A 13,056-nucleotide genomic window follows, 5' to 3' on the forward strand; every position below is an offset into this window, starting at 1 on the left:
TTCATCCCTATTTGGTTTAGGATTTGTGCTCATAAACGGAATATTATCAATCTCCAACCGTTCAGAAGTGGAAAAGAAAGTCATTTTTAAAGGATAGTTAAACAAGGAGTTTGTTAATGCTCCCTTGTCTAATACCAAGTAATCCCAACCTTTTTTCTTACATTCAAGAGCACAAGCGATTCCGATAGGACCAGCTCCTATAATAACGACATCTTTCATAATTTATAATTCCATTTCAAAATGAGGGCCTAAATTTTTTCTTCTTTTAATGTGAAGATTAAGAAACATCAAAAGTAATACACATAGGACTGCTAAAAAAGTTATGAGTAACCAAGTTGTGTTAAAACCTAACCCATCCACCATATGTAAGCCGGCATTATGGGCAATAATGTGAGAAATAGAAAAAGCAACACTGTAAAGTGCCATGTATTCTCCTTGGTTTCCTCTTTTGGCCTGTTGTAATGCAAAAGCATTTGAGAAGGGAAAGGTTATCATTTCTCCAACAGACATTAAAACCATTCCAACAATTAAAATTCCTACCCAAGAGAACATGTTTAAAATAATAAAGCTTAAACCTGTTAAAAGTGCCCCAAAAAGCATCAACCCAGTTTTGGTAAAAGTTTTTGTTTCTAACCACTTAATTAATGGCATTTCTATTATAAAAATTAAAAAGCCGTTGAGTCCCAAAAGCAGTCCTATATATTTTTCATTTAAACCATACACCTCCTTGTAATATATGGGCATTGTGGAGAAATATTGTAGAAATATGACACCAAATAGAATCATGGCCAATAGGAAAATCATAAACGGGAAATCTGTAAAGGCTGATTTTGGTTGCATATTTTTATAGTCATCTAAAACTTTAACTTTTTTGGGATGCAATACTTTCAAAAGGACTAAGCTTGCTGCAATACAAGTAATACCATCCACCCAAAAAAGACCTCCATATGACATGGAAGTTATAATATAACCACCAATGGCTGGACCAGCAGAAAAACCAAGGTTTATTGCAAGTCTTATTAATGTAATAGATCTTGTTTTATTTTCAATTTTGCTATAGCTGTTTAGAGCTACAAACATGGCAGGTCTAAAAAGATCGGCAACGGTCATCACCAAAAATATTCCCAGGCAAATCAGATTGAAAGTTTTTAAAAACTGTAGCGAGATAAATAATATTCCTGATAAAAAAAGACTGAAAACCATGACTTTATAAAAGCCAATTTTATCAGTGAGTTTTCCTCCCAACCAAGATCCGGCTACTGATCCTAAACCAAAGGCACTCATAATCCATCCAACCTGTCCCAATGAAAAATTTAGATCAGTTGTTAAGTAAAGTGATAAAAACGGTATAACCATAGTCCCCGCTCTATTGATTAGAGTAATCAAGGCCAACCACCAAACCTCTCTGGATAGACCAGAAAAAGTATTGAAGTACATTTTTATTAATTTAATCATGACTCTAGGATATAAAAAAAGTCCAACTGTGAAGTTGGACTTTTTAAAATTGTTTTCGTTAACAGTTATAGCATAATCACAATAGTAAAACCATCCATCTTCCTGATTCAGAAGCGGTTCTTTGTTTGCAAATTGTGACGTAAGATTTCATTAGATATTATTTTGTGAATCAAAACTAGTAAAAAATGTTTTAAGTTGTACTTTTAGAAACAAAAATAACGATGAAACTTTTTCAAATTTTCTTTCTATTATTAGCGATTTCTGCATGTTCCCAAAAAAGAGAGACTTTACCTGGAGACACAGAATGGCAAAAACAAATGAATGCTGATTTTAAAGATGCTACTAAATCACCTTTAAAAGAAAAGGATAGAAAAACGTTTAAGGGATTGGAATTTTTTCCTTTTGATTCCATCTATGTTGTTGATGCGATACTTACAAGAACACCAGAAGAAAAGCCATTTAAAATGAAAACAACTACCGACAGGCTTGCCGACTATGTCAAATACGGAATTGTTCAGTTTGAAATTGAAGGTCAATCCTTTAAACTAGATATATATCAAAATTTAGGTTTAATGGAAGAGGAAGGCTATGAAGATTATTTATTTCTACCATTTTTAGATAATACTAATGGCAAAGACAGCTATGGTGGTGGCAGATATGTTGAAGCACGTATTCCAAAAGGAAATAATATTGTCATCAATTTTAATGAAGCCTACAATCCTTATTGTGCTTATAATGATAAATATTCGTGTCCTATTGTACCAAGAAATAATTACTTAAATAGGAAAATAGAAGCTGGCGTAAAAGCATATGATGAGCACTAAACTAAAACCATTTTACAAGGTACATTCCAGCAAAAACAGCTAAAAACCCTATAATAAAACTGGCAATGGTATAAATAGCAAAGCTGGTAAAATCTCCTGTTTTTAAAAACACATGATTTTCATAAGCAAAGGTGGAGAAGGTTGTAAAGCCACCACAAAAGCCCGTTGCCATTAATAGGGTTTGTTCATGTGATAGTCCATTATTTTTAGAGGCATATCCAAGTATCAATCCAATGAGAAGGCTACCTAAAATATTAGCTACAAACGTACCGTATGGGATTCCTGTTTCTGAGCTGTTTAAGAATTTTCCAATTAAAAAGCGAAGGACACTACCTAGTCCACCTCCCAAAAAAACAAGAGCTAAGTGTTTCATTAAAGCAATTATTCTGCTGGTTGTTCTATAGCCACATATAATTCTGTAATCCAGTTGGCAGGATTGGGCTCCCGAGTTGGATCGGTGACATAAGATTCAATCATTGGGCCTGTTTCGGCGGGTTTTAAATCGTATTGTTTTAAATAAGCCATTGTTTGGTCCCAAGCTTGAGAAAGATTGCTGTAATCTCCTTTCAAGGTAGTTTTGACACCTTTAAAGGGATCCAATTGCCCAGTTAAAATATCCCCTTCTGGTATAATCACCCTATCAGTAGTAGGAATACAACAAGAAAACATAGTGGTGCCTAATGTTTCATCCCAAGAATGGTAAATGGTAAATGGCGGGCCTGCCATGGTAAGGTTGTTTTTCATGGCATAGGAGCTTACTTCGGTCATCATTTTTTCAATAGCTGTGCTCATTTCATCGAATCTACTGGATGTGGTCTTATAAATGTAAAAACCACCTCCGTGTTCGGAAATACCATTCACTTTAATGTCAAATTTCTTCATGGCAGCCATGGATATACTATCTAATTTTTCTAGACCTCGTTCAAAATCTGGACCAACCATTTTATCGAAACCTCCACTTAATGCAGCAAATCCTTTAAAAATAAATGGGAGGTTATCACCTGTCATGGTCCAAGTAACATTGGTTTTTCCATCATCTGTAGATTCAAAATCCCACAAAATATGGGATGGTTCATAATCATCAAATTGGATTTCCTGTATGATAGATTTATCAGTGTTAGCTGAAAGAGTTTTCATTTTTCCAATACCATCTTTGCCCTCCCAAGAATAGGATCCTCCTTCACCTTCAGTTTTATCGGCATAAGCTAATTTGATTGTGGGCTCCTTTTCAATCCAAGGAGACCAAGCTTCCCATTTTTTATAGTCAATGACTTCATCGTAAACTACCGACGGTGGAGCGTCAATGGTTTTGGTTCTAGAAACTTCATAGGAGTTTGGCTGAACGGCTACATAAATGGCAACACCAATAAAAGCTATAAGTAGTATAAATACTATTAATTTAAGGAATTTCATTAGAGAGAGTTGATTGTTAACAATCAAAGATAATCAATTTTACAAACATGTATGAAATGTTTAATTTTGTGGGAATACTAATTTAATTAAAATGATGTTTAAAACAAGTTTAAGGTTAATGCTGGTACTTCTACTAGTATTATCATGTGGTAAGGAAAAGTCTGAGCCAGAAGTAATGGTTAATGAGGAAAAATCAGAATCCTTTGAGTACGTTGTTGATCAATTTGCTGACCTTAAAATTTTAAGGTATCAAATTCCTGGATGGGAACAATTAAGCCTAAAAGAGCAAAAGTTGGTTTATTATTTAACCCAAGCCGGTTTATCAGGTCGAGATATTATCTGGGATCAAAACTACCGACATAATTTAACAATCAGAAAAGCTTTAGAGACGGTTTACTCTGATTTTTCTGGAGATAAAAATACTGAGGAGTGGAAGGCTTTTGAAGATTACCTAAAGCGTGTTTGGTTTAGTAATGGAATTCACCATCATTACTCCAACATGAAAATTAAACCAGGATTTTCAGCAGATTATCTAAAAGAATTATTAGCTTCTTCTGGAGCAACTTTAGAAGGAGATGCATTTGATGTTATATTTAATGAAAATGACTCAAAAAAAGTGAATTTAGCTCAGGGTGTTGATAATATTGCTGTTTCTGCCACCAACTTTTACGGTCCTAATGTGACTAGTTCTGATGTAGAATCTTTTTATGGGAACATGAAATCCCCAAATCCTGAAAAGCCATTGTCATTTGGTTTAAATGCGCAATTGGTCAAAGAAAATGGAGTGGTCAAGGAACGTGTATATAAATCGGGAGGTTTATATGGAGTAGCCATTGATGAAATTATTAAGTGGTTGGAATTGGCCAAGGGAGTTGCCGAAAATCAACCACAGGCCGATGCTTTAGGTTTATTGATTGAGTATTATAAAAGTGGTGATTTAAAAACTTGGGACGACTACAATGTAACCTGGACAGCTGCTACAGAAGGTAATGTGGACTATATAAATAGTTTTATAGAGGTTTATAATGATCCGTTAGGGTATAAAGGGTCTTATGAAAGTATCATTCAAATTAAGGATTTTGACATGTCTCAAAAAATGGCAGTACTTTCAGAAAATGCCCAATGGTTTGAAGATAATTCTCCATTAATGGATGATCATAAGAAGAAAAATGTCGTTGGAGTAAGCTACAAGGTTGTCAATGTAGCTGGAGAGTCTGGAGATGCTTCTCCCAGTACCCCTATAGGGGTCAACTTGCCAAACTCTAGTTGGATTAGAAAAGAGGTAGGTAGTAAATCTGTTTCCTTGGGAAATATTATCCACTCTTATAACAACGCAGGAAGCACTGGTAGGTTAAAGGAATTTTCCAATGACGAAGAAGAAGTTATGTTGGAAGAGAAGTATGGTCAATTGGCCGATAAACTTCATACAGCCTTGCACGAGGTGATAGGGCATGCTTCAGGACAATTGAATCCAGGTGTTGGAACAACCAAAGAAACTCTAAAAAATTATGCATCAACCTTGGAAGAAGGTCGAGCTGATTTAGTAGGATTATATTATTTATACAGCCCAAAATTGCAAGAATTAGGATTAGTTGATGATTGGAAATCTGTTGGGAAGGCTGCATATGATGGTTATATAAGAAATGGCTTGATGACTCAACTTATTCGATTGGAATTGGGTGATGATGTTGAAGAGGCCCATATGAGAAACCGCCAATGGGTGAGTGCCTGGGTTTTTGAAAAGGGAAAGAAAGATAACGTGATTGAAAAAGTATCCAGAGATGGAAAAACGTATTTCAACATCAATGATTATGAAAAGCTTCACGAATTATTTGGGGAACTATTAAGAGAAACACAACGTATTAAATCTGAAGGTGATTTCAAAGCAGTTCAAGAACTTGTGGAGACTTATGGCGTCAAAGTAGATCAAGATTTGCACTCTGAGATTTTAGAAAGAAATAAACAATTTAATTCAGCCCCTTACAGTGGTTTTGTAAATCCTGTATTGGTTCCAGAGATGAATGATCAAGGAGAGATTATTGCGATTAAAGTAACGCAACCGGATTCCTTTGAGGAACAAATGATGAATTACAGTAAACTATATCATTTTTTACCAGAGGTAAATTAAGTTATATGTTGAGACAAAAAAGAAAGAGGATGTGAAAACATCCTCTTTTTTATTTTTAGTTATTGGTTTACATGAATATAAACTTCAACATGGCTATAAAAGCAATAAACGATATAAAAGCAATCAAAACCCATATGGTACCTTTGTAGTATTTTTTATGAAGTTTTAAATCTCGTCTGTAAGTATAAGCAATCACTACAAAAAACACAACTGCAAATAAAATTGCAAAAACCAATTGTCCTTTACTGAACATATATTTATTTTTAAGCAAAAATAGACAAACAAGATATAATTATTGTGAAATGAAAGATAAAATTGAAGCCGTTAAACAATTCCATACAGCCTTTAAATTGGGATATTTAGAAGCGCCTAAGGCAGATCTTGGACCGGATAAAAATTTACTTCGCTACAAGTTGATGCGTGAAGAGAATGAAGAATATTTGGAAGCTGCCAATAACAATGATTTAGTAGAGGTCGCAGACGCTTTAGGAGATATGTTATATATATTATGTGGTACCATAATAGAGCATGGACTTCAACATAAAATAGAAGAAGTCTTTGAAGAAATACAAAGAAGTAATATGAGTAAATTAGGTTCTGATGGGGAGCCTATTTATAGAGAAGATGGTAAAGTTTTAAAGGGGCCTCATTATTTTAAACCAGATATAGAAACCATTCTTAACAAATAAAAAAAACGGAACCTTTAAGGTTCCGTTTTTTGAACTAGTCAACTTTGACTCTCCAACCAAATGGGTCTTCTGAGCGATTATATTGTATATCGGTAATTAATTTTTTCAATTTACTAGCATAACTATCTGCTAATTCAGGAAGATCATAGTCTGTTCCTTCATAGCCAAAGCCTGCAATAGGAGAAATAACGGCTGCGGTTCCAGATCCAAACATTTCTTTAAGTGAACCTTTCTCGGCAGCTTCAATAATTTCCTTAACAGAAACTTTTCTAACCTCTACAGGGATGCCATTGGCTTCTGCAATTTCAATAATACTTTTTCGGGTTATTCCGTCTAAAATTCTATCGCTTGTAGGAGCAGTTAATAAGGTGTTGTTAATTCGAACAAAAATGTTCATAGCACCAGCTTCCTCAATAAACTCATGGGTGTTATCGTCTGTCCAAATAACTTGGTTATATCCTTTTTCGATGGCTAATTGAGTTGGATAGAATTGACCAGCATAATTTCCGCCAGCTTTTGCATACCCAACACCACCATTAGCCGATCTCGAGTACTTTTGCTCAATAGCTACTTTAACTTTTCCAGAAAAATAAGATCCAGAAGGAGCAGTAGCAATAATGAAAGTATACTCCTCAGCTGGTGAGGCATGGAAGCCATTTCCTGAGGCAAAAATAAAAGGTCTAATGTAAAGAGAACTGCCACTGTCTGTGGGTATCCAATCAGCATCTACCTTTAATAGCGCTTTTAAGCCTTCCATGAAGTAGTCTTCTGGTACTTCTGGGATGGCTAATCTTTTAGCAGAAATATTCAAACGCTTGCAGTTATCTTCTGGTCTAAATAAATAGATATCATTGTTCTCATCTTTATAGGCTTTCATTCCTTCAAAGACAGATTGACCATAGTGAAATATCTTACTTGCAGGATCCAAGGTAAGGGGTTGATATGGTACAACTTTAGGCTCATTCCAAGAACCATTCTTGTAATGGCAAATTAGCATGTGATCAGAAAAAACTTTTCCGAATGATAAATTGTCAAAATCAGTTTCAGATAATTTTGAGTTCTTGGTTTTTTCAACCTTAATGTTTTCAGCTAAAATTGTAGACATTTTTTAAAAGTTTAAGAAGAGGCAAAAATACTGAATTTAAGCCTGATATAAAACTTAATGTTTACTTAAAAATACAGTATATTTGGCCCTAAATACTTTAATATTAAGCTATCATGAAACATCTTTTAAAAATTTTATTTATTACATTATTTGTTATTTCCTGTAAAAACGGAGGGGAAAATAGTCCAGAACCTTCTGAGGCTCAGGATGAAATAGCCTATGTGTCTTTTGGTGAAAAAATTCAAGCCGATCAGGCTTTGGCCGCTAAGGAGATGAATGAAAAATTTAAAGATTTAACACCAGGAGATAGTGTTCGGGTTAAAATGACTTCTAAGGTTAATAGTGTTTGTCAAACTAAAGGTTGCTGGATGCGTTTGGATCTTGGAAATGAAGAAGAAGTCATGGTGAAGTTTAAAGATTACGGGTTTTTTATGCCAAAAAATATTGCTGGCCAAGAGGTAATTATTGATGGTACTGCTTTTGTTGATGAAATGACCGTAGAAGAGCAAAAACACTATGCTCAAGATGCTGGTAAATCTGAAGAAGAAATAGCAGCTATTACTGAACCAAGAAGAACCTACACCTTTGTTGCTGACGGTGTTTTACTAAAAGAAGAATAATGAGAATACCAAGTATAGTCATCGTTCTTTTAATCTTTGCTACTGCTTGCAAAAGCAAGGAGACGGAAACACCAAAAGATAAAAAGGTCTATGATATGTATGAATTTTCAGAGATGGCTCTTTTGATGGAGCAAATGTATGGACATAATCAAAGAATCAAACAGGAAATTTTGGAGGGAAAAATTCCCACGACATTTCCTGTCGATTTTTTAAGAATTCACTCAGCAGAGATGACTAAGCCTGAGGAGCGTAATGCTAATTTTGAGGCATTTTCCAAAGTGTTTTTAGAAGCACAAAAGGAAATTTTTAATGATTCATCTAAAGTGTCTTTACCCGACAGGTTCAACACCATGGTAGATGCCTGTATTTCATGTCATCAAACTTCATGTACGGGGCCAATTCCAAGGATCAATAAATTGCGTATCCAATAGTTTGAAACGTCAAATAATTACAACGGGTGACGGTTCAAAAACCATTCAAATTGAAGAGTGGAATGAGCAGTATCATTCTGTCCATGGCGCCATTCAAGAGGCAAAGCACGTTTTTTTAAAGCATGGTTTACATTATTTTTTAGATCAGGGACAAGTTGTAAATGATGGCGGTAAAACCCTTTCTCAAAATGTTTCGATTTTAGAAATAGGTTTTGGTACGGGTTTGAATGCGTTTTTGACACTTTTGGAATCAAGGTCCAATAATTTACTTATTGATTACGTAGGGATTGAAGCTTATCCAGTTTCTGAAACTGAAATTTTAGAATTAAATTATCCAGATCAACTTCAATCAAAAAAAGGTTCAGATTTATACGAAAGGTTGCATCAAGTATCATGGGAGAAACCTCATTTAATTACTTCAGGTTTTCAACTCACCAAAATTCAAAAATTCTTTCATCAGATCACATTTAAGGAAACATTTGATATTATTTACTTTGATGCCTTTGGGTCTCGGGTTCAGCCCGAATTGTGGACGGAGTCAATTTTTGAAATAATGTTTTTAGCATTAAAAAGCGGTGGAGTTTTGGTCACTTATTCGGCAAAAGGTTCTGTGAGAAGAGCTATGCTAGCTGTAGGGTTTTTGGTCGAAAAATTACCCGGTCCACCAGGAAAACGAGAAATGCTAAGAGCGGTCAAACCTTTTTCTTGAATTTTTTTTGAATAGATTATTTTCTGTTAAAAGTTTCAAATAGTCGTGTTAAACCTAAATTAAATGATACAAGTATACTCTTACAAATATGTACCTTTGTTGATATATATTGAGAGTTTATGAGGGTTTTAATTACAGGAGCGACTGGTTTAGTGGGGAAGGAGATAGTAAAAAAATGTCTTGAGAATGATATTTCCGTTCATTATTTGACAACTTCAAAACATAAACTTCAAAATCAAAAAAATTATAAAGGCTTTTACTGGAATCCTTCCAAAAATGAATTGGATGCAGGTTGTTTTGATGGTGTTGATGCCATAATCAATCTTGCTGGTGCCACTATTGGAAGTCGATGGACCAAAAGCAACAAACAAGCTATTTTAGAGAGTAGGACCCAGAGTCTCCATGTTTTGAAGGAGGCCCTGTCAAAACAAGATCATTTAATTAGCCACCTTATTTCAGCCAGTGCTATTGGAATTTATAAGGATTCCTTGACCAAATATTATGAAGAAGGATGCAACCATTTATCAGATAATTTTCTAGGGATGGTTGTTAAGAATTGGGAAGCAGCTGCAGATGAATTCATGGATTTAGGAATAGCCGTTGCAAAAGTAAGAATCGGGTTAGTACTCGATACTAACTCTGGAGCCTTACCGCAAATGTTAAAGCCAATTAAGTATGGTTTGGGCGCTGTTTTTGGTAAAGGCAATCAATGGCAATCTTGGATTCATATTGAAGATTTGGCTGATATTTTTGTTTTTATTTTAAGAGAAGAATTACATGGGATATATAATGGAGTAGCTCCAAACCCCGTCACCAATCACGAACTAACACATTCTATCGCTAATGTTTTAGATAGGCCATTATGGTTGCCAAATATTCCTAAAGTTTTGATGAAAACAATCCTTGGAGAAATGCATATACTATTGTTTGAGAGCCAAAGGGTGAGTAGTAAAAAAATAGAAGAAAGAGGTTTTGAATTTAGTTTTCCAAATTTAAATCCAGCACTTCAGGATTTGTTAAAATAAAGAAGCCAGCTATAAAGCTGGCTTTTCTTCTAAATTTATATAAAATGTATTAAGACTTATTAGCAGTTAAGCTAATTTTTAACTCTACATCATCGTTGATAAATTTATCTCCTAAATCATCAAAAAATGATTTAGAGCCATATTTTACATTCCACTTAGAACGATCAATGCTGAAAGTTTCACTAGTTAAAGTCACGCTATCTTCAGTTTCATTCAAAGTAACTGGAATTGTAATGTTATTAGTAGCATCTTTCATTTTTAAATTTCCAGAAAGCATTAAGGCACCATCTTTTTTCTCAGATCCTGTTACAGTGAATTCTGAAGTTGGGAATGCTTCAACATCAAAGAAGTCTGCACTTTTCAAGTGACCAGTTAACTTTCCGTTCATTTCATCATCTGCAGGAATATCATTAACTTCCAAAGATCCCATGTCTACCTTGAAAGTTCCGCTTTCAACCAATCCGTCTTTAACAGTTAAAACACCACTTTCTAGAGCAATAGCTCCATGGTGCGATCCGGTTGGTTTGAAACCTTTCCAAGTAATGGTAGAGGCAGTAGTATCTACGGTATATTCAGTTGAAACGACAGTTGCTTCGGCTGTTTCTTCGGCTGCTGTAGTCTCTGCTTCTTTTGCTTTTTTACATCCAACAATAGCCATGGTAATAGCCACTACCATTAATACATTTAAAATTCGGTTTTTCATAATACAGGTTTTGTTTTAGTGTTAAGTGTAAAAGTAAACATTGGTCAATAATTTTTACATAAAAAAATATTAAAATTCTTTGGTGACATTTTGACATTTTTCCAATAATGGCAGTACTTTTGCCAAACTAATTTGAGAATTTAACGTTGAGTTAGAACCATGAGCAAGAAAGATAAAAAAGCTAAAGATTTGACAGATAATCAAGTGGAAGAACAAAATGTGGCCACAGAACAAGTAGAGCAAGCTTCAGAAATTTCTACAGAAGAAAAACTCCAAGAAGAGTTGAAGTTAGAAAAAGATAAGTTTTTAAGGTTGTTTGCAGAGTTTGAAAATTATAAAAGACGTACTTCCAAAGAGCGAATTGAACTTTTCAAGACAGCTAGTCAGGATGTGATGGTGGCCTTGTTGCCAGTTCTTGATGATTTTGAGAGGGCTTATAATGAAATTGCAAAAACCGAGGAAAAAGAACTTCTCAAAGGAGTCGAATTGATTAACAACAAACTTAGAAACGTCCTTAAAGGGAAAGGTTTGATGGAAATTGAACTTAACCAGGGAGATGATTTCAATGCGGATGATCACGAAGCGGTTACTCAAATACCAGCCCCATCAGACGATTTGAAAGGAAAAATCATTGATGTTGTTGAAAAGGGATATAAATTAGGTGATAAGGTAATTAGATTTCCTAAAGTTGTAACTGGAAAATAAGATATGGCAAAGAGAGATTATTACGAAATATTAGGAATAGATAAAAGTGCCAATGCCTCTGAGATAAAGAAGGCATATAGAAAGATGGCCTTAAAATATCACCCAGATAAAAATCCGGATGACAAGGATGCTGAGGCCAAATTTAAAGAGGCTGCAGAAGCTTATGAAGTTTTGAGTGATGCTGATAAAAAGGCCAAGTATGATCAGTTTGGACATCAGGCATTTGACGGTGCAGGCGGATTTGGCTCTGGAGGTATGAATATGGATGATATCTTTAGTCAATTTGGAGATATTTTTGGAGGAGCTTTTGGGGGTGGAGGTTTTTCTGGTTTCTCTGGATTTGGAGGAGGTCAGCAAGTAAGGCGAGTAAAAGGAAGTAACCTAAGAATTCGCGTTAAGCTTACTCTGGAAGAAATAGCCAATGGTGTAGAAAAGAAAGTTAAGGTTAAAAGGAAAGTTCAAGCTAAAGGAACCACATATAAAACTTGTGGAACTTGTAATGGTTCTGGGCAAGTTACTAGAATAACCAATACCATTTTAGGTAGAATGCAAACAGCTACCACTTGTAACGTTTGTGGTGGTGCAGGTCAAGTTATTGATAAAAAGCCTTCAGAAGCAGATGCTCACGGTATGATTGTTAAGGAAGAAACCGTAGCCATTAAAATACCTGCGGGAGTTGTAGACGGAATGCAGTTAAAAGTTTCTGGAAAAGGGAATGAAGCTCCAGGAAATGGAATTGCTGGTGATTTGTTAGTAGCCATTGAAGAAGCTAGACATGAAACCTTGCAACGTGAAGGGGATAATCTTCATTACGACTTGTATGTTAGTTTGCCAGATGCGGTCTTGGGTACATCTAAGGAGATAGACACCGTGACAGGTAAGGTGCGTATCAAAATTGAAGCAGGAGTACAATCTGGGAAGATTTTGAGATTGAGGGGAAAAGGAATTCCTAGCATCAATGGATATGGCAAAGGAGATTTATTGGTGCATGTCAATGTTTGGACTCCAAAGAATCTGAATAAACAGCAGAAAGAGTTTTTTGAATCCATGAAGGATGATGAAAACTTCACTCCTAAGCCAGAAAGTGGTGATAAATCATTTTTTGAAAAGGTAAAAGACATGTTTTCTTAAAGGAAATTGAAATAGAAATAAAAAAAGCCACAACTACTTGTGGCTTTTTTATTTTATAAGGGATAAAATTATAATAATTAAATATTTATTTATAAAAAAGTACTATATTTGGTTTATC

16 protein-coding genes (1 of these 16 running past the window's edge) are annotated in these 13,056 nt (G+C 34.9%); 9 read left to right on the top strand and 7 right to left on the bottom strand.

Features of this window, described 5'->3' with window-relative positions:
* Positions 1-219 carry the start of a YpdA family putative bacillithiol disulfide reductase gene (locus tag ZA07_RS10010; protein WP_053971543.1) on the bottom strand. The gene continues 750 nt to the left of window position 1, outside the view, so only the first 219 of its 969 coding nucleotides appear in the window; its start codon is at positions 217-219; its stop codon lies off the left edge, out of view.
* Positions 220-222: 3 nt separating this feature from the next.
* Positions 223-1,455, bottom strand: a complete 1,233-nt coding sequence (locus ZA07_RS10015; RefSeq protein WP_053971544.1) for an MFS transporter — start codon at positions 1,453-1,455, stop codon at positions 223-225.
* A gap of 221 nt (positions 1,456-1,676) precedes the next feature.
* Here ZA07_RS10015 and ZA07_RS10020 point away from each other — a divergent pair, with 221 nt between their 5' ends.
* Entirely contained in the window at positions 1,677-2,279 is a 603-nt protein-coding gene (locus ZA07_RS10020; RefSeq protein WP_053971545.1) for a DUF1684 domain-containing protein, read from the top strand.
* 1 nt (position 2,280) lies between these two features.
* Here ZA07_RS10020 and crcB read toward each other — a convergent pair whose 3' ends face one another.
* The gene (gene crcB, locus ZA07_RS10025; RefSeq protein WP_053971546.1) at positions 2,281-2,652 is read right to left on the bottom strand and encodes a fluoride efflux transporter CrcB; all 372 of its coding nucleotides are present in this window, start codon (positions 2,650-2,652) and stop codon (positions 2,281-2,283) included.
* Positions 2,653-2,660: 8 nt separating this feature from the next.
* A complete protein-coding gene (locus tag ZA07_RS10030) occupies positions 2,661-3,692 on the bottom strand; it encodes an SRPBCC family protein (RefSeq protein ID WP_053971547.1) in 1,032 nt (343 codons plus the stop codon).
* 91 nt (positions 3,693-3,783) lie between these two features.
* On the opposite strand from ZA07_RS10030, the gene ZA07_RS10035 reads away from it, so the two are divergent.
* Positions 3,784-5,820: a dihydrofolate reductase gene (locus tag ZA07_RS10035; protein WP_053971548.1), complete on the top strand. Its 2,037-nt coding sequence runs from the start codon at positions 3,784-3,786 to the stop codon at positions 5,818-5,820.
* A gap of 67 nt (positions 5,821-5,887) precedes the next feature.
* On the opposite strand, the gene ZA07_RS10040 is transcribed toward ZA07_RS10035, so the two are convergent.
* The gene (locus ZA07_RS10040) at positions 5,888-6,073 is read right to left on the bottom strand and encodes a hypothetical protein (protein WP_053971549.1); all 186 of its coding nucleotides are present in this window, start codon (positions 6,071-6,073) and stop codon (positions 5,888-5,890) included.
* A 49-nt stretch (positions 6,074-6,122) separates the two neighbouring features.
* Between ZA07_RS10040 and ZA07_RS10045 the strand changes: the two genes are divergently transcribed.
* The gene (locus ZA07_RS10045; RefSeq protein ID WP_053971550.1) at positions 6,123-6,509 is read left to right on the top strand and encodes a nucleoside triphosphate pyrophosphohydrolase family protein; all 387 of its coding nucleotides are present in this window, start codon (positions 6,123-6,125) and stop codon (positions 6,507-6,509) included.
* 34 nt (positions 6,510-6,543) lie between these two features.
* On the opposite strand, the gene ZA07_RS10050 is transcribed toward ZA07_RS10045, so the two are convergent.
* Positions 6,544-7,614 (bottom strand): branched-chain amino acid aminotransferase, encoded by a 1,071-nt coding sequence (locus ZA07_RS10050; RefSeq protein WP_053971551.1) that lies wholly within the window; start codon positions 7,612-7,614, stop codon positions 6,544-6,546.
* 113 nt (positions 7,615-7,727) lie between these two features.
* Between ZA07_RS10050 and ZA07_RS10055 the strand changes: the two genes are divergently transcribed.
* The 4 genes from ZA07_RS10055 to ZA07_RS10070 all read left to right on the top strand — a co-directional run bounded on the left by ZA07_RS10055 (position 7,728) and on the right by ZA07_RS10070 (position 10,399).
* On the top strand, positions 7,728-8,234 hold the full coding sequence (locus ZA07_RS10055) for a DUF4920 domain-containing protein (protein ID WP_053971552.1): 507 nt from the start codon (positions 7,728-7,730) through the stop codon (positions 8,232-8,234).
* Positions 8,234-8,665 (top strand): hypothetical protein, encoded by a 432-nt coding sequence (locus ZA07_RS10060; RefSeq protein WP_053971553.1) that lies wholly within the window; start codon positions 8,234-8,236, stop codon positions 8,663-8,665. The genes ZA07_RS10055 and ZA07_RS10060 overlap by 1 nt, the downstream gene beginning before the upstream one ends.
* A gap of 1 nt (position 8,666) precedes the next feature.
* Positions 8,667-9,374: a tRNA (5-methylaminomethyl-2-thiouridine)(34)-methyltransferase MnmD gene (gene mnmD, locus ZA07_RS10065; protein WP_053971554.1), complete on the top strand. Its 708-nt coding sequence runs from the start codon at positions 8,667-8,669 to the stop codon at positions 9,372-9,374.
* A gap of 119 nt (positions 9,375-9,493) precedes the next feature.
* Positions 9,494-10,399 carry a TIGR01777 family oxidoreductase gene (locus tag ZA07_RS10070; protein ID WP_053971555.1) on the top strand — a complete coding sequence of 302 codons (906 nt, stop codon included), beginning with the start codon at positions 9,494-9,496 and terminating at the stop codon, positions 10,397-10,399.
* Between the two features lie 49 nt (positions 10,400-10,448).
* On the opposite strand, the gene ZA07_RS10075 is transcribed toward ZA07_RS10070, so the two are convergent.
* Positions 10,449-11,102 carry a YceI family protein gene (locus ZA07_RS10075; protein WP_053971556.1) on the bottom strand — a complete coding sequence of 218 codons (654 nt, stop codon included), beginning with the start codon at positions 11,100-11,102 and terminating at the stop codon, positions 10,449-10,451.
* Between the two features lie 159 nt (positions 11,103-11,261).
* On the opposite strand from ZA07_RS10075, the gene ZA07_RS10080 reads away from it, so the two are divergent.
* Both ZA07_RS10080 and dnaJ read left to right on the top strand, forming a co-directional pair.
* Positions 11,262-11,807: a nucleotide exchange factor GrpE gene (locus tag ZA07_RS10080; RefSeq protein ID WP_053971557.1), complete on the top strand. Its 546-nt coding sequence runs from the start codon at positions 11,262-11,264 to the stop codon at positions 11,805-11,807.
* 3 nt (positions 11,808-11,810) lie between these two features.
* Positions 11,811-12,938, top strand: a complete 1,128-nt coding sequence (gene dnaJ, locus ZA07_RS10085) for a molecular chaperone DnaJ (protein ID WP_053971558.1) — start codon at positions 11,811-11,813, stop codon at positions 12,936-12,938.
* The last annotated feature ends 118 nt before the right edge of the window (positions 12,939-13,056 follow it).

Origin of the sequence: Mangrovimonas sp. ST2L15 (assembly GCF_001280515.1) — a bacterium.
Classification (GTDB): Bacteria; Bacteroidota; Bacteroidia; order Flavobacteriales; family Flavobacteriaceae; genus Mangrovimonas; species Mangrovimonas futianensis.